General features: G+C 39.6%; 9 protein-coding genes. 8 read left to right on the top strand and 1 reads right to left on the bottom strand.

The features are described 5' to 3' along the window. Positions 1-8 precede the first annotated feature (8 nt). The 8 genes from K5G00_RS20065 to K5G00_RS20030 all read left to right on the top strand — a co-directional run bounded on the left by K5G00_RS20065 (position 9) and on the right by K5G00_RS20030 (position 15,939). On the top strand, positions 9-2,018 hold the full coding sequence (locus K5G00_RS20065; protein WP_238768023.1) for an alginate lyase family protein: 2,010 nt from the start codon (positions 9-11) through the stop codon (positions 2,016-2,018). Between the two features lie 13 nt (positions 2,019-2,031). Continuing rightward, on the top strand, positions 2,032-4,113 hold the full coding sequence (locus K5G00_RS20060; RefSeq protein ID WP_238768022.1) for a polysaccharide lyase 8 family protein: 2,082 nt from the start codon (positions 2,032-2,034) through the stop codon (positions 4,111-4,113). An 11-nt stretch (positions 4,114-4,124) separates the two neighbouring features. Next, positions 4,125-5,516, top strand: coding sequence for a BNR-4 repeat-containing protein (locus tag K5G00_RS20055; protein ID WP_238768021.1), 1,392 nt, complete (start codon positions 4,125-4,127; stop codon positions 5,514-5,516). Between the two features lie 99 nt (positions 5,517-5,615). After that, positions 5,616-9,152, top strand: coding sequence for an alpha-L-rhamnosidase-related protein (locus tag K5G00_RS20050; RefSeq protein ID WP_238768020.1), 3,537 nt, complete (start codon positions 5,616-5,618; stop codon positions 9,150-9,152). A gap of 38 nt (positions 9,153-9,190) precedes the next feature. After that, a complete protein-coding gene (locus tag K5G00_RS20045) occupies positions 9,191-11,122 on the top strand; it encodes a heparinase II/III domain-containing protein (protein ID WP_238768019.1) in 1,932 nt (643 codons plus the stop codon). 13 nt (positions 11,123-11,135) lie between these two features. Next, positions 11,136-12,329, top strand: a complete 1,194-nt coding sequence (locus K5G00_RS20040; RefSeq protein WP_238768018.1) for an alginate lyase family protein — start codon at positions 11,136-11,138, stop codon at positions 12,327-12,329. Positions 12,330-12,442: 113 nt separating this feature from the next. Continuing rightward, positions 12,443-13,582 (top strand): sialidase family protein, encoded by a 1,140-nt coding sequence (locus tag K5G00_RS20035; protein ID WP_238768017.1) that lies wholly within the window; start codon positions 12,443-12,445, stop codon positions 13,580-13,582. Between the two features lie 128 nt (positions 13,583-13,710). Further along, entirely contained in the window at positions 13,711-15,939 is a 2,229-nt protein-coding gene (locus tag K5G00_RS20030) for a tetratricopeptide repeat protein (protein WP_238768016.1), read from the top strand. Between the two features lie 87 nt (positions 15,940-16,026). On the opposite strand, the gene K5G00_RS20025 is transcribed toward K5G00_RS20030, so the two are convergent. Beyond that, on the bottom strand, positions 16,027-16,941 hold the full coding sequence (locus tag K5G00_RS20025; RefSeq protein ID WP_238768015.1) for a sugar phosphate isomerase/epimerase family protein: 915 nt from the start codon (positions 16,939-16,941) through the stop codon (positions 16,027-16,029). Positions 16,942-17,014 lie beyond the last annotated feature (73 nt).

The following is a 17,014-nucleotide window of genomic DNA, read 5'->3' as shown; positions in this document are numbered from 1 at the left end:
ATTAAAAAATGAAAAAATACTTACTGTTCGTTGCAACAGTCTTTATCTTTTGGGGAAATCTTTTTGCTCAAAAAAGTTGGAAGGATATAAAAAGTGTAGAGGATGTTTGTAGCACCTACCCTGAGCAAATGAAAAAAATGCTTGATGATTTTAATCTGGATTACCCGGGTTTGGAAAAAGTGAGGAAAGCCTATCAGAAAGGTAATATTGAAAAAGCTTGTGCCGAGCTCCTGGAATACTACAAAAACGGAAATGCAGCTGAACATTTGCGACGTGAACAGCCGGTGCCGGGAACAGGAACGGTTGCTTCTGCCGATACGATTTTAAAAAATGTGTTTACCATTCAGAATGTAAAAGGGGTTGTTCCCTATCTGGAAGATGGTCATCGCGACTGGTATTACAAAGGGCCAAATACAGATGAAGAATGGGCGTGGTTATCCAATCGGCACAGTCAGATTAGTGAAGTTTTTTTGGCTTATTTCAAAACCGGAAACCCTGAATATGCAAACTATATCGACTTGTTTTTGCGTGATTTTATTATCGGGAGCTGGCCCTATCCGGAGAAAAAAAGCAGTACATCAGTTTGGCGTGGATTAGAAGTAGCCGCACGCGTAAAAGTATGGTCGCGTATTTTCTACGGAATGATTAACAGTAATTATCTGTCGCCTGCAACCCAATTGTTAATGTTAAGCAGTTTGCCCGACCATGCGCATTACAACCGAAATTTTCATGGACAAAATAACTGGCTCACTATGGAAATTTCTTCATTGGCAACGGCTGCGACCAATTTTCCTGAGTTTAAAAAATCAGATGAATGGTTGGATTATGCGATTGCGACCATTTCTGAGAGTATGAAGGGACAAGTGTACAAAGATGGTGTACAAACAGAACTTTCATCACATTATCATATTGTAGCGATGCGGAATTTTGAGTTATTCGAGGAGATTTGTAAACATGCAAACCGCGAGCTGCCCGAGTTTTTTGTTCAAACTATTGAGGACATGTGTTATTATATTGCTCACGCTGTTCGCCCCGATGGCAACCGAATTTTAAATAACGACGGCGACCTTGGCAGCGACCGGGAACTAATTCTTTACGCCGCTGAAAAGTACAGTAAGCCCGACTGGAAACACATCGCTACCAACGGAAAAGAAGGAACCTCGCCAATAGATGGGCCATCATACTTTTTCCCCTGGGCAGGGCATTTAATTTCACGAAGTGGTTTTGATGTTGACGCTCAATGGTCATTTTTTGACGTTGGACCTTGGGGGAGCGGGCATCAACATAATGATAAATTGCATATTTCTCTAGCTGCTTTTGGCCGCGATTTACTTGTTGACGGCGGACGATTTGCCTATCGTGGTGCAGTGGCCGACAAGTTCAGGAGATATGCGCAGGGAAGTCAAAGTCACAACGTTATTCTGATTGATGGAAAAGGACAGGCGCCCGGACCACGTTTAGCAGAAGAGCCTTTAACCGAAAAGTATTACAGACTTACCGATGATTACGATTACGCGATTGGTTCATTTGATGATTTTATTGATTTGCAAGGAGAGTGTAAACATACACGGCGCTTGTTTTATGTGCGCGGAGATATGTGGGTGGTTATTGATGAAATTGAAACCGATCGTCCGAGGGAAATTGAAACACTTTGGCACTGGCATCCTACCTGCAATGTAAAAGTTGAAGGTGAACGTGTTTTCTCCGACAATGAAAGAGGAAACCTGCAAATCATTCCTGTAGGAGATCAGGATTGGGATATCAAATTTATAAAAGGACAGGAAAAACCTGAGATTCAAGGCTGGTATAGCAAAGAATACAATACTTATGAGCCCAATGTTGCATCAGCATATTCTACAAAAATAAAAGGGAATAGTCAATTTATCTGGGTTTTGTATCCTTCAGAAAAAGTAATAAAAGATGTGAAAGCTGAAATCGTTTCGAAAACCGATGACGAAATTAGGCTGCGAGTTTTCAATTCGAATAATGATGAGTGGTTTGTAACCATTCCTCTATAAAATTAATTGAAAAATGGCCCGAGTTTTTAGCCTTTTTAGTTTCATAATAATTTTATCCTTTATCTTTTGTAAAGATGTAATTTCTCAAAATCAGCTAAAATATCCGGAGCAATTAAAACAATTGCATCAAAATGTTTGGGCAAATATTTTAGAGACACCTGTTGATGAAGAAGAAGTTGCGGTTTTGATGAGTTTTCTGACTGCAAAAGGCTCCTGGGAAGATATCGATTATACCAGTCAGCAACGCGGTGCCTGGGAACCACGGAGTCATATTTCGCGTTTGCTGAAAATGGCAACGGCCTATCAAACCGAGGGTTCCCGGTTGTTTCAAAACAAAGAGCTTTCACAAAAGATTCACTCAGGACTAAATTTTTGGTTCAAAAACGATTTTATCTGTCCAAACTGGTGGTATCCTGAAATTGGTGTTCCAATTGTTTTAGCGCCCTTAATGATTTTAATGGAAGTTGAACTCTCTGCAGCGCAAAAACAGATGGGAATACAAATATTGGATCGTGCAGAGATTGGAATGACAGGACAAAACAAAGTTTGGCTTTCCGGAAATGTTTTAATGAGAGCATTGCTGCTGAAAGATACAAAAACGATAAAAAAGGCGGCTGAATCCATAAAAGAAGAACTTGTGGTTAGCACAGGAGAAGGAGTTCAACCCGATTGGTCCTATCACCAACATGGCCCGCAATTACAATTTGGGAATTACGGCTTATCGTATATAAACGATATGATAAAATGGATTTCAGTTTTGCGAAAAACATCTTTTCAGTTTGATGAAAACAAAATAGAAATTCTACGAAACTATTTACTCAATGGGCAACAATGGGTAACCTGGAAAAATCAGATGGACATTAGCGCGTGCGGCCGCCAGTTATTTATCGATTCTCCTGAACAAAAAGCAGCGAGTCTTTCCTCTTGTTTTTCAAAAATGGAAAGCCTCGATCCTGCCAATGCAGAAAAATATCAAAAGGCCAACGATTATAAAATGCTTTCCGGAAACAAACATTTCTGGCGTTCCGATTTTCAAGTGCAGCGAACTCCTGGATCCTATTTTTCTGTTAAAATGTGTTCGGAACGCGTGATTGGTGCAGAGTCGTGTAATTCTGAAAATTTACAGGGATATTACATGGGAGATGGAGCCACTTTTCTGTATCAAAACGGAGAAGAATATCGTAATATCTTTCCATTTTTGGATTGGAAAAAGATACCCGGAGTTACAGCTCACCAGGATAAAGATACATTACCAGTGTTAACGGCCCGTGGTTACCGGCTTGAAAGTAATTTTGTCGGTGGAGTTTCTGACGGGAGGGATGGAATTGCTGCTATGGATTACAAACGTAATGGGCTGACTGCGAAGAAGTCATGGTTTATGTTTGATGATCTGGTCGTTTGTTTGGGGGCAGGAATCACTTCTTCCATGGATTTGCCCGTGACCACCGGAGTCAATCAGGTTTACTATAACGGTGAAATTGAGTCTGCAACAAAACCGGGCAGCGACGAAATTTACAAATGGATACTTCACGAAAAAAGTGGGTATTATTTCCCTGAAGGCTCAAACGTAAAACTGACGGCAAAAACTGAAAAAGGTTCGTGGAATTGGGTTGCCAGTCGCTATCCCCCAAAAACTACCTATGCAAAGATCTTCCGATTGTGGCTGGAACACGGTGTAAATCCTCAAAATGAAACGTACCAATATCTTTTGGTTCCGAATGCAACCGTTGCAAAAATGAAAACTTTGGATGCTGATTTTCCTTTCAAAGTTCATAATAAAAAGAATTTACAGGAAGTTGTTTCAAAAGATGAAAAGATAGCCGGAATTGTTTTTCATGAGGCTGGTAAATCGGAACTTATGGGAGGTATAGAAGTGGATGAACCCTGTTTGGTAATGTTAAAAAAGCAAGTGGATGAAATCAGGCTTTTTGTGGCAGAGCCTACACAGCTTTTAAATGAAATAACCTTGACATTGAATGGCAAGTTTTTAGGCGAAAATACAGTACAGGAAAATGGCAGGACGAAAATAAAAATAGACCTTCCTAAAAACGAGGAAGCCGGAAAAACAATGAATTTGATATTGAAAATTCGATAGAAAGAAAAGATATGAAGGAATTTATACTGTTATTAGTCGTATTGGTAACTATCGGGAGTGCCGGAAAAGCACAAATCTTAACCAATCAAAAGTTCAACGGCTACCGTGCTATTTGGTTCGAACTCAACCAGAAATATGAATACGGCGACAAGTATTCCGGCGCGTTGGGAACTTATACTGCAAAGCATGTTCCGCTGGCAATTTATGCAAAGGAAGTGGATAAAACTTTTTTTGTGTATGGCGGAACGACGAAGGCCGATGAACGGCACCTGCTTTGTATGATTGGCGAGTACGACCACAAATCGGGAATGGTTTCAAAACCGACGGTAGTGTACGACAAACAAGGTGTGGACGACCCGCATGATAATCCTTCGTTACTGATTGACGACGAAGGTTACATTTGGGTATTTGTAAGTGGGCGCGGACAAACCCGCCCGGGATTTAAATATAAAAGCAGAAAGCCGTTTGATATCAATGATTTCGAACAAATTACAGAAGAAGAAATGACCTATCCGCAACCCTGGAAAACGCAGTTTGGATTTTTTCATTTTTTTACGAAATACACCGGAGTTCGCCAACTTTATTTCGAAACAAGTACGGATGGAGTTCATTGGACGGACGACAAATTACTGGCTGCAATTCCGGTAAACGAAGGCGAAAAATCGGGCCATTACCAAACCAGTGCTTGTTTTGAGGGAAAGAAAGTGGGAACATTTTTTAACCGGCATCCCAATGGGAATGTGGATAAAAGAACCGATTTGTATTACATGGAGTCGTCCGATTTTGGAAAAACATGGAATGATGTGCTTGGTGGCAAACTGGAACTTCCTTTGTTAGAACTGGATACACCGGCACGTGTTATAAATTACAGTAAACAGGGCAAAAATGTTTATATGAAAGACATGGACTTTGATAAGAATGGAAATCCGGTTTGTTTATATGTTCGAAGCAACGGCCATGAACCTGGCCCGAAAAGTGCACCCTACGAGTGGTGCATTACCAAATGGGACGGTGTGAATTGGCAAACATTTGTGATAACAACTTCCGATCATAATTATGACATGGGGAGTTTGTATCTTTCAGAAAAAGAATGGAAAATAGTTGGGCCAACCGAACCCGGACCACAAAAGTGGGGCGTTGGCGGAGAACTGGCCGTTTGGAGTTCAAAAAATAAAGGCGAGAATTGGAAACGAAAAAAAATGCTTACAAAAAACAGCAAAATGAGCCACTCTTATGTTCGTCGTCCGGTGAATTACAAAGCACCATTCTGTTTCTTCTGGGCTGATGGTGATTCGCATGAATTCAGTAAGTCGGAGCTGTATTTTGGCGATTTTGATGGAAATATCTGGAAGTTGCCGTATGAGATGAGAAATTCGAAAGAAAAACCTGAAAAAATAAAGTAGTATGTAAACTCCTAAAGCGGGTTCGTGCAGTATTCAGCAGGATGTGAAATGTAGTTCAAATGTTTACTTTTAAAAAATTAGAACCATAAAATTTTTATAATGAAACTAAAACTGACCGTGTTCTTTCTTTTTTGTTTTTTGTTGCTGAATAGTGTTTTATCAAAAGCCATTGAAAAGGCAAAAACAGATACACAAAAGCCAAATATCATTTTTATCTTAACAGATGATCAGCGCTGGAGTGCGTTGGGATACGCAGGGAATGCTGTCATACAAACTCCTGAAATGGATAAACTGGCTGCGACCGGTATTTATTTTCAGCATGCTATTGTAACAACACCAATTTGTTCCGCCAGTCGTTCCAGCATTTTTACAGGTTTACACGAACGCACACACAGGTATACATTTCAAACAGGTCCTATTCGTTCTGAATACATGGAAACGGCTTACCCCAGATTGTTAAAAGATGCAGGGTATTATACCGGATTTTATGGTAAATATGGCGTGAATTTTCCCGGCAAAGAAGAACAATTTGATGTAATAGAAGACTATGATCGTAATAATCAGTTTAATGATTACCGGGGATATTATTATAAAACCCTGGATGGCGATACCGTTCATTTAACAAGATATACCGGGCAAAAGGCACTGGATTTTATTGACGATGTTCCTGCTGGAAAGCCCTTTTGTTTATCGTTAAGTTTTAGTGCGCCTCACGCCCACGACGGGGCACCTTTGCAGTATTTCTGGCAGGAAGAACCGGATAAATTGTATCAGGGGATGGAAATGCCGGAAGCTGATATTTCCGATGACAAGTATTTTAATTCCTTGCCGTTACATGTTCGCGAAGGTTTTAACCGGTTGCGCTGGACATGGCGTTATGATACACCGGAAAAATACCAGCACAGTGTAAAAGGATATTATCGTATGATTTATGGCATCGATTTGGAAATCGCCAAAATCAGGCAGAAATTAAAAGAGACGGGGCAAGACAAAAATACGGTCATCATTTTAATGGGCGACAATGGGCAGTTTTTAGGTGAACGCCAACTGGCCGGTAAATGGTTGATGTACGATAATTCCATTCGGGTTCCACTCATCATTTACGACCCTCGGGAAAGTAAACATGAGGATGTCAGCGACATGGCGTTAAATATTGATATCCCTGCAACAATTCTGGATTTAGCAGGTATAGAAATTCCGGAAACATATCAGGGAAAAAGCCTCGTGCCTGTTGTTTCCGGTAAAGAAAAGTCAGTCAATCGTGATACAATTTTAATTGAACACCTTTGGGAGTTTGAGAATATTCCACCAAGTGAAGGTGTGCGCACAGCCGAATGGAAATATATGCGATACATCAATGATAAGTCTGTGGAAGAATTGTACAATTTAAAAGACGATCCAAAAGAAATAAATAATCTTGCCGGTCGCAGGAAATTTAAGAAAGTGCTTCAGGAATTTCGTGCGAAGAATGATGAACTCGCGAAAAAATATGCTGATCCCTATTCCGGAGTTCCATCTGGTTTGACAGTTGAATACATTCGTGATCCACGTTTTACAAAAATTATAGACAGCAAGCCCGAATTTAGCTGGATTGTGCCCGCGGAAGCAGTTATTCAAAAGGCATATCAGGTTTTGGTGGCTTCAAGTAAAAAGAATATCGACAATAATATTGGCGATGTTTGGGACAGCGGAAATGTAAGAAGCAACAAATCGATTGATATTGAACTGGGGAGTGAGCCACTCAAACAAAATACTACCTATTTCTGGAAAGTTCGTATTTTTGATAAAGATAACCGGCTATCGGAATATTCCGAACCACAACAATTTACTACAGGCACTTTTGGCGACAAAGTTACTTCAGAAAATTGGTTTCAAATTGAAAAAATAAAACCAGTTACGTTCAAAAAGAACCTGGAGGGCAGTTATTTTGCCGATTTTGGAAAAGATGCTTTCGGAACGCTTCAGATTAGTTATTCAGTAAGGCAAAATGAGACAATTACTATCCGTTTAGGAGAAAAATTACTCGACGAAAAAATTGATCAGAATCCCGGAGGAACCATTCGTTTTTCAGAGTTGAAATTAGAAGTGTCGCCCGAAAAAACCAAATATCAGATAAATTTGATACCTGATGAACGTAACACAAATTCAATGGCTGTTACATTGCCCGATTCATTTCCGGTTATTACACCTTTCCGTTATGCAGAGGTGGAGTGTGCCGGTAACCTTGAAGCAGATGATTTAACACAAATTGCATATTTTAACTATTTTGATTACAGTGCGAGTTCATTTTCAAGCTCCGATGATATTCTTAATCAAGTGTGGGAAATGTGTAAATATTCGCAAAAAGCAACTTCTTTTGCGGGTCTTTACGTGGATGGCGACCGTGAAAGAATTCCTTATGAAGCCGATGCTTATTTAAATCAATTGAGTCATTACTCGGTGGACAATGAGTATGCGATTGCCCGGAAAACCATTGAATATTTTATGGATTATCCAACCTGGCCCACTGAATGGCAACTTCATGTGGTCCTTTTGTTTTACCAGGATTATATGTACACCGGAAACACTGAACTTATCGAAAAATATTATGAGCCATTAAAATATAAAACCTTAATGGAACTGGAATATAAACACGGGTTGATTAGCACTCACTCGCCAAACTTAAACGGCGAATTTATGGAGAAACTCGGTTTTGCAGATACAACACAGCGTGTTCGGGATATTGTGGACTGGCCGCCTGCACAAAAGGATACCGGATGGAAACTTCCCAAAGACTGGCCACAGGGAGAACGTGACGGTTTTGTGTTTACGTCAATCAGTACGGTTATTAATAGCTTTTATTACCAGAATTTGAAAATTATGGCTGAGTTTGCCCGCATTTTAAACAAAACCGAGGAACAGTTGGATTTTGAGATGCGTGCGGCAAGAGTGAAAAAATCGATTAACGAGTACCTGTTTAATAAAGAAGGTGGTTATTACAAAGATGGGATTGATACCAATCATGGTGCCATTCACTCGAATATGTTACCATTGGCTTTTGGAATAGTACCCGATGCCTACAAGAAAGGTGTAGCCGATTATATTAAAACCCGCGGAATGGGTTGCAGTGTTTACGGTGCGCAATTTTTAATGGAAGGCCTTTACAATGCAGGTGCCGGCGATTATGCTCTGGAGTTGATGACAGCCACCCATGATCGTAGCTGGTACAATATGATTAAAGTCGGTTCAACAATAGCAATGGAAGCCTGGGACATGAGATACAAACCCAACTCCGACTGGAATCATGCCTGGGGAGCTGCACCGGCGAACATTGTTCCGCGTTATTTGTGGGGGATTCAGCCCAAAACACCAGGCTATGGCGAAGCAGTAATTAAGCCGCAAATGAGTAGTCTTAAAACAAGTTCTATTATTGTTCCTACGTTGAAGGGACAAATTAAAGGTGAGTACCAGTTTGTAAATCAGCGTTTTCAGAAATATAACATTGAACTGCCAGCCAATATGATTGGCGAATTTATCCTTGATTTTTCTCCGCAGGATGTGGTAACTGTAAATGGTGAACCGGTAAATCTTTCATTTGGAAGCATTCGGTTGAGTCCCGGGAAAAATGATATTGAAATCAGGATTAATTCTTTTTAAGTGGTAAAGAAATAATAACCAACTAAAAATAATTTATTATGAAACGAATTTTTCTTTTGCTAATTATAGTCGTTTTCTCAACGACAGTTTTTTCAGCAGAAAAACGGGACTTGTTACAAAAAGAAGCCGCCGAAATTAATTTGGCAGCGTCGTTAATCAAAGATTTTTCGGGGTTAGATTTTCCAAATTATAAATCACGTGCTTTTTGGAATTCTTTGCCCGAAGCTGTAAAAAGTGAATACATAAAAGAAGCCGAAAGTTATCTCGATTACGATTGGCCGGTTGTAAAAGCAACCGATTATCTGGAAATTATTCGTTCCGGCGATCGTCGGCAACAGGTTTATGCTGCTCCGCGCGCGGCTTTGGGGGCACTGGTTATGGGCGAATTAACAGAAGGAGAAAGTCGTTTTATCGACCAGATTGTAAACGGTGTTTGGTATTACTGCGAACAAACCTGGTGGGGATGGTCGGCACACTTAACAGCACAAAAAGCACCGCACGGTTTACCCGATGTTAATGAACCAATTATCGATTTGGGGGTAGGTGAAATCGCCAATATTCTTTCATGGACATGGTTGTTGTTTAAAGATCAATTTGACGAGATTCATCCCTTGATTGCAAAGCGTTTGAAAAATGAAATCATGAAAAAAGCTGTGATTCCATATTACGAACGTAACGATTTTTGGTGGCAGGGACTGGACGGTTCTCGCGATGTAAATAACTGGAATCCGTGGACAAATCATAACATGTTAACTGCAATTTTAATTTTGGAAGATGATCAGGAAAAGAAAATTGCAGGAGTTGAAAAAGTGGTAAAATCGCTCGACCAGTTTGTAAATGTTTATCCAAATGACGGCGGTTGCGATGAAGGTCCGTCGTATTGGGGAAGGGCGGGAGCTTCGTTGTATCAAAACCTTGATTTGTTAAAACGGGCAACCAACGGAAAGTTTGATGTATTTGACAATCAGTTGATAAAAAATATGGGGAATTATATTTACAAAGCTTATATCAACTATCCGTATTTTATCAATTTTGCCGATGCCGATGCAACTACGGGAGGCCGCCCGCAGATTATTTACAGTTACGGAAAAGATATCAACGATCCGGTGATGCAAAAGTTTGGCGCTTTCCTGGCAGAAAAACAGGATTGGGGAACAAAACCTCCGGGAGGAAAAGTTGATGAACAAATTATGCAGCTGATGCATTTGGCTGAAATCAAAAATGCCGACGCAGAAAATGCCCTAATCAGCAACTTCTGGCTGCCGGAAACACAGGTGGCTGGTGCACGCGATAAAGCAGGTTCTGCCAAAGGTTTCTTTTTTGCAGCCAAAGGCGGACACAATGCTGAAAGTCATAATCACAACGATTTAGGAACCTGTGTTTTGTATTATAACGGAAAACCCTGTTTGGTTGATATCGGTCGGGAAACCTATACCGCAAAAACATTTAGCAGTCGCCGTTATGAAATCTGGACAATGCAATCACAATATCATAACCTTCCCAAAATTAATGGAGTTGATCAAATGAACGGCCGAAATTTTGTGGCAACAAATTCAAACTTTAGCGCCAATTCTAAAAAGGCAACTTTCTCAACCGATATTTCAAAAGCTTATCCTGAAGACGCTGCAGTTGACAAATGGGAAAGAACTTACACGCTCGACCGTGGCAAAAAATTTACCATTGCCGATAATTATGTTTTAAGCGAAGTTAAAGACGAACCCACTACTTTGAATTTCGTAACCAATTGCGATGTGCAAAAAGTCGACGAAGATAAGCTGCAATTAAAAGGCGATGGATTTGTTTTGGAAATGAGTTACAATCCGAAAGTTGTAACACCTGAAATTGAATATACAAAAATTACAGACTCGGGGTTAAAACGATACTGGGACGGAATCAACCGGATTGTTTTCAATGTAATTAACGCAAAAGAAAAAGGGAGAAACGAGATTGTGGTGACAGAAGTAAAATAAAATTTTAAACGTAATGAAATTTATTGCAAAGATTGCAGGTGTAATTTTTTTTCTCGCTCTGATAAGTTGCAGCACAAAGGAAAATGCTGTTCCGTTTATTTCGGACGAAGAACAAAATTATATAATTGAAACAGCAAATTCTTACATCGACAGTTTGCCGGTAACCGTGACTGCATCAAAATGCGAGCGCAGTGCCGGCGGGCTGCACGATTTTTATTCCGAAGGTGATTATTGGTGGCCCGACCCTGAAAATCCGGATGGACCGTATATTCGAAAAGACGGGCAAACCAATCCTGATAATTTTATGGCACACCGGCTGGCAATGATTCGTTTGAGTCAAATTGTAGGAATGCAAACTTCGGCTTATTTGTTAACCGGCGACGAGAAATTTGCCTTGGCAACGCAAAAACATTTGGAAGCGTGGTTTGTGAATACTGAAACCCAAATGAATCCTAGCTTACTTTATGTGCAGGCGATAAAAGGCCGTGTAACCGGGCGGGGAATTGGAATTATTGACGCCATTCATTTAATCGAAGTGGCGCGTTCTGTAGAAATTCTGGAAAAAAATAATGCTTTGCCAGCAGAAACAATTTCCGGAGTAAAAAACTGGTTTAGCGATTTTGTAAACTGGCTGACAATACATTCCTACGGCATTGACGAGATGAACACTAAAAATAATCACGCCACCTGCTGGGTGATGCAGGTAGCCGCTTTTGCCAGATTGGTGAATAATGAAGAAATCGTGGAAATGTGCCGGAATCGTTTTGAAAATATTCTGCTTCCCAACCAGATGGCAAAAGATGGTTCTTTTCCGCTTGAGTTGGAGCGCACAAAACCTTACGGATATTCACTTTTTAATTTAGACGCATTTTATGCCTGCGCCGAAATTCTTTCGGATGAAGACCATAATTTATATACATTTACAACTTCCGATGGAAAAAATTTGGAGAAGGGCGCAGAGTTTATGTTTCCGTACGTGAAAGATAAGTCGGCTTGGCCTTATAAGCATGACGTAATGTATTGGGATGAATGGCCGGTGCGGCATCCGTTTTTATTGTTTGCGGGAAAAGCTTACGATAAACCGGAATACATAAATTTGTGGCAAACGCTTGACGCTTATCCGAAAACACAGGAAGTGATTCGCAATTTGCCGATACGAAATCCGTTGATTTGGCTTTTGGATGAGCCGATAACTGAAAATAATTAATAAAGGAGTGTCATTTGAAAAGACGTAAGTTTATACAAAATTCTATCGTAGCAGGGGTTTCAACTGTACTTTTGCCATCTTTCCGATTTTCAGAGGGCAAAAGCTTGTTTCATTTGAAACGAACTACTGCAACCAGGTTGTATGACGGAGAAAAATGCTGGACGCATCCCCGCGCAGGAATTATTCCCGCCACAAACAAAAAGGAAATCCCGAAAGTGGTAATGACCATGAATAGCCTTGACTTGGCAGGAAGTGACGTGTTTAAAGGTATGTTTGGACTTGAAAGTTTAAATTTTGGTGACACCTGGACTGAACCAAAACTCTTACCAACACTGGCGCCGCGAGTAGAAAAAATAGATGGGGAACAAAGACCGGTTGCAGTTAGCGACTTTTGGCCGCGCTGGCATAAAAAAACAAAAACGCTTCTTGGAACCGGGCATACTGTAGCTTACACAAGGGATTGGAAAGTGACAAATCCACGACCCAGGCACACCTCATATTCTGTTTATGACCGGGCAAGTGGAAGTTGGAATCAATGGCGAAAATTGGAAATGCCCGATAACATCAAATTCTATAACGCCGGAGCCGGATGTGTACAAAGGTACGACCTTGAAAATGGAAATATTTTGCTTCCCTTTTCCTTTAAACCAACCGGGAAAAACTCACGAGTTTCGGTTGCAAAATGCACCTTTGACGGAGAAACATTAACATATCTCAAACACGGTTCAGAACTTGAATTAAACGATGAAACCCGTGGTCTGGGTGAGCCGTCTTTAATGAGGTTTGACGGGAAATACTTCCTGACGATCAGAAATGACAAAATGGGTTTTATAACAACCGGTAACGACGGTTTAAACTTTGCAAAAATCAAGCCCTGGGTATTTGATGACGGAACAGAACTGGGAAGTTATAATACCCAGCAACACTGGGTAGCTCACAGCGATGCTTTATTTTTAGTTTATACAAGGCGGGGGGCGAATAACGACCATGTTTTTCGTCATCGTGCGCCACTGTTTATGGCTCAGGTAGACACGGAAAGACTCTGTGTAATTCGCGAAACAGAACAAATTTTAGTCCCGGAGCGGGGCGCGCGGCTTGGAAATTTTGGTGTAACCGATGTTAGTGAAAATGAAACCTGGGTTACCGTGTCGGAGTGGATGCAACCTGAAGGAGTCGAAAAATATGGGAGCGATGGAAGTGTGTTTATTGCACAAATAAAATGGCAAGCTCCAAATAAATTATTTGTATCCTGAATGTTCGTAGAATTAAGGCAACTTGTCATAAATTATTAAAATAACCCGCCAAATCATCCGATATTTTGCATTGGATTTATTTTTGATCAAAAGTTTTTCCAGTTAAATTTGAATTAGAACAAATTGTGATGACGGAAAAGCAACTCAAAAATAAATACGTAGAAATATGTGACAATCTTGCAGCAAGAAAGTTAAAACCGGCATTTGATCAGTTAGAGAAATTAATTAATGAAAAAGGTTTGCTGGCGTTAACTGACGAGTACCGAAATCTGGAGGAAACTTACCACTATATGCTAAAATATACGGTGGAAGGAATTCAGGATCCTGAACGCCAAAAAGTTTATCGTAAGCTTATTGTTTCTGTTTACGAATTGACCGATAAAGTGAACGAAGCGCTTCGTTTAAAATTTTCTTCATCGGTTGAATACGAAAAGAAAAGGCTTTGGGCAGAAGATTTTATAAAAGATTTCTCCGGCATCCTGCCTGAATTGGAAGATTTTTATCTTGATAAAGATTTGAAATCTTTAATAGAAAACGGGGAAATTAAAACTTCAAATCAGCTTGCTGATGCAAAGCAACATCAAAAGGAAATCGTCAGATTATTCTATCATTTCTGGTTCAGTAATGAACTTTCATCGGAAGAAACAGATTTTTTACGTGCGTTTTTCGAAAGCGAACAGATTATCGATTCGTATAAGGCATTAATTGTTTCTGCACTAATGTTAAGTTCACAAAGATATTTTTGCCCTGAAAAACTCAAGGTGTTTTTTGAGTTATACGAATCAGACCAAAATGAAATTAGTCAGCGTGCATTAATTGCATTGCTTATTAATTTTTATCGTTATGATTCCAGAATGCAATATTATCCGGAAATTACGGGGAGGTTGAAAATTTTGAATGAAGATCCCGGATTTAAAAGAAACCTGGAACGGATTATTATTCAGTTAATAAGAAGTAAAGAAACCGAGAAAATCCAGAAAAAGATAAAGGATGAGATAATTCCTGAGATGATAAAAATAAGTCCGAATTTAAAAGATAAAATTAATCTCGACAGTTTAATGGACGATAGCATTTCGGATGATAAAAATCCGGAGTGGGAGGAAATTTTTAAGGATTCTCCGGGATTGATGGATAAAATGGAAGAGTTTTCTGAACTTCAAATGGAAGGGGCGGATGTGTTTATCGGTTCATTTTCAATGTTGAAATTATTTCCGTTTTTTAATGAGATTAGCAACTGGTTTATTCCTTTTTTTAGTGAGAATCCACAAATTTCACAAGACATTAATTTGGATGATGATTTGAATCGAAAATTTATTGAAACCATAAACAGTGCACCAATTTTATGTAATTCCGATAAATATTCGTTTTGTTTTAGCATACAGAATCTGCCTGCTGAAAACCGTGAATTTATGGCGCAGGGAATGAAAGCTGAAATGGATCAGTTTAAAGAAATTGAAAAGGATAAAGAGATAACTGCGCCGGGGAAAAAGGCTGAGTTTATTTCCAATCAATATATTCAGGATCTGTATCGTTTTTACAAATTACATCCCCGCAAATCGGGTTTTGAAGATATTTTTAGCTGGCGTTTTGATTTTCATAACTCGGAAACCATCGGCGGAATACTGCAGGAAGATCCTAAAATATTGCGAAATATTGCCGAATACTATTTTGGGAAAAATTATTTTGATGAGGCGGTGGAAATATATAATTATTTGCTGACCATTGAAAAAGGTGGCGAAATCTACCAAAAGATAGCCTTCTGTTATCAGAAAATGGGAATGTTTCAAAAAGCATTGGATAATTATCAGAAAGCGGAGTTGTACGAGTTAAATAAATTGTGGAATTATAAAAAAATTGCACTTTGTTTCCGAAATTTAAAACAGCCGGCAAGTGCGCTTGAGTATTACCGGGAGGCAGAAAAAATAGATCCTGAAAATTTGAATATTCAACTTTCCATCGGGCATTGTTTGCTGGAGTTGGGCGAGTTTGAAGAAGCGCTGAAATGTTATTTTAAAGTGGAATATTTGTCGCCCGGAAATAAAAAGGTATGGCGGCCGATTGGCTGGTGTTCTTTTGTAAGTGGCAAAAAACAACAAGCCGAAAAATATTTTCAAAAATTAGTTGATGATGAGCCAAATAAACACGATCTCATGAATATGGGACACGTGCAGTGGAGTATGGGAAACCGGAAAGAAGCACTTGATTACTACAAAAAATCGGTGGAGAAAAATGATTTTACAGAGCAGGAGTTTTTTGATGTGCTTGAAGAAGATTATCATCATTTGGTTGGCCAGGGGGTAAATCCGGAGGATGTGCCAATTATGTTAGATCAACTGAGATATTTTATTGAGAATTAGAATAATTCAGACCTGAAAAAATAAAACCCGGAATTCATTTTGAATCCGGGTTTTGATATATTTATTCGTAATGTTCTGAGTCAACTACTATACTAAAATTTTTGTTGTCAGGTTATTGACACTGGTTTCAATTCCTTCAAACGGTTTACCATTTCCCTGGTTGTCGTCCTCAACAAAGAAATTTTTCAACCCTGCAGTTTCTCTGGCTGCGTAAATTCTGTTAAAATCGATAAGACCGGAACCTACCGATGTGATATCATCTTTTATTACTTCGTAGAAAGGCGCGCTTTGTTCCGACATATCTTTGAAATGCCACAACTGGAATCTTCCCGGATATTTTTTAAACATTTCAACCGGATCCTGGCCTGCTTTTGTTGCCCAGTACAAATCAAGTTCCATGGTAATCAAATCCGAATCCATTTCTTTCAGGAAAAGATCATAATAAGGAATCATTCCATCCACTTCCTTGAATTCAAAATTATGATTGTGATACGCAAACTGAATACCTACATTTTTCATGATTTCTCCAACGCTGTTCCAGTCAGCAATCATTTTTTTATAGGTTTCAATATTTCTGTCTTCGTCGTTAATCCATGGTTGAACGCAGTATTTAACACCTAACTCAGCATGAGCATCGGCCAATAATTTTGCACTGTCAACGGTAACCACTGCTGATTCTACCGCGGTGTGGCTGCTGTTTGCCTCCATTCCCAGATCATTCACCATCTTTTTGAATTCAGAAGGAGTGTAGCCATAAAATTTGCCATCAGCATAATCGGCAAGTTCTACATATTTATATCCTAAATCCGAAACCTTTTTTAACGAACCAGGCACGTCCGCAGCCATGGCATCACGGATAGTATATAGCTGTAGCCCAACGCCAAAACTTTTCTTGTCGACTGCAGCTCCGGATGTACATGCTAATGGACTTAAAGCCATCAATCCAACTGTTCCTGCGGCAGAAATTCTGAGGAAATCTCTTCTGTTTTTAAAAGTCTTCATATTGTTGTTTTTATAGTTTGATTAATTGTTGCCCCATAAAGAGCCTAAAAATAATACAAACCTTTCATATAAA

Source organism: Maribellus maritimus, from assembly GCF_022267315.1.
GTDB classification, from domain to species: Bacteria; Bacteroidota; Bacteroidia; order Bacteroidales; family Prolixibacteraceae; genus Draconibacterium; species Draconibacterium maritimum.
Note: the sequence above shows the minus strand (reverse complement) of the source record. Positions and strands in the feature narration are given on the sequence as shown.

Excerpts from the sequence above, each read along its gene's own strand:
- K5G00_RS20065 (WP_238768023.1), top strand. The coding sequence starts at position 9 with ATGAAAAAATACTTACTGTTCGTTGCAACAGTCTTTATCTTTTGGGGA.
- K5G00_RS20060 (WP_238768022.1), top strand. The coding sequence starts at position 2,032 with ATGGCCCGAGTTTTTAGCCTTTTTAGTTTCATAATAATTTTATCCTTT.
- K5G00_RS20055 (WP_238768021.1), top strand. The coding sequence starts at position 4,125 with ATGAAGGAATTTATACTGTTATTAGTCGTATTGGTAACTATCGGGAGT.
- K5G00_RS20050 (WP_238768020.1), top strand. The coding sequence starts at position 5,616 with ATGAAACTAAAACTGACCGTGTTCTTTCTTTTTTGTTTTTTGTTGCTG.
- K5G00_RS20045 (WP_238768019.1), top strand. The coding sequence starts at position 9,191 with ATGAAACGAATTTTTCTTTTGCTAATTATAGTCGTTTTCTCAACGACA.
- K5G00_RS20040 (WP_238768018.1), top strand. The coding sequence starts at position 11,136 with ATGAAATTTATTGCAAAGATTGCAGGTGTAATTTTTTTTCTCGCTCTG.
- K5G00_RS20030 (WP_238768016.1), top strand. The coding sequence starts at position 13,711 with ATGACGGAAAAGCAACTCAAAAATAAATACGTAGAAATATGTGACAAT.
- K5G00_RS20025 (WP_238768015.1), bottom strand. The coding sequence starts at position 16,941 with ATGAAGACTTTTAAAAACAGAAGAGATTTCCTCAGAATTTCTGCCGCA.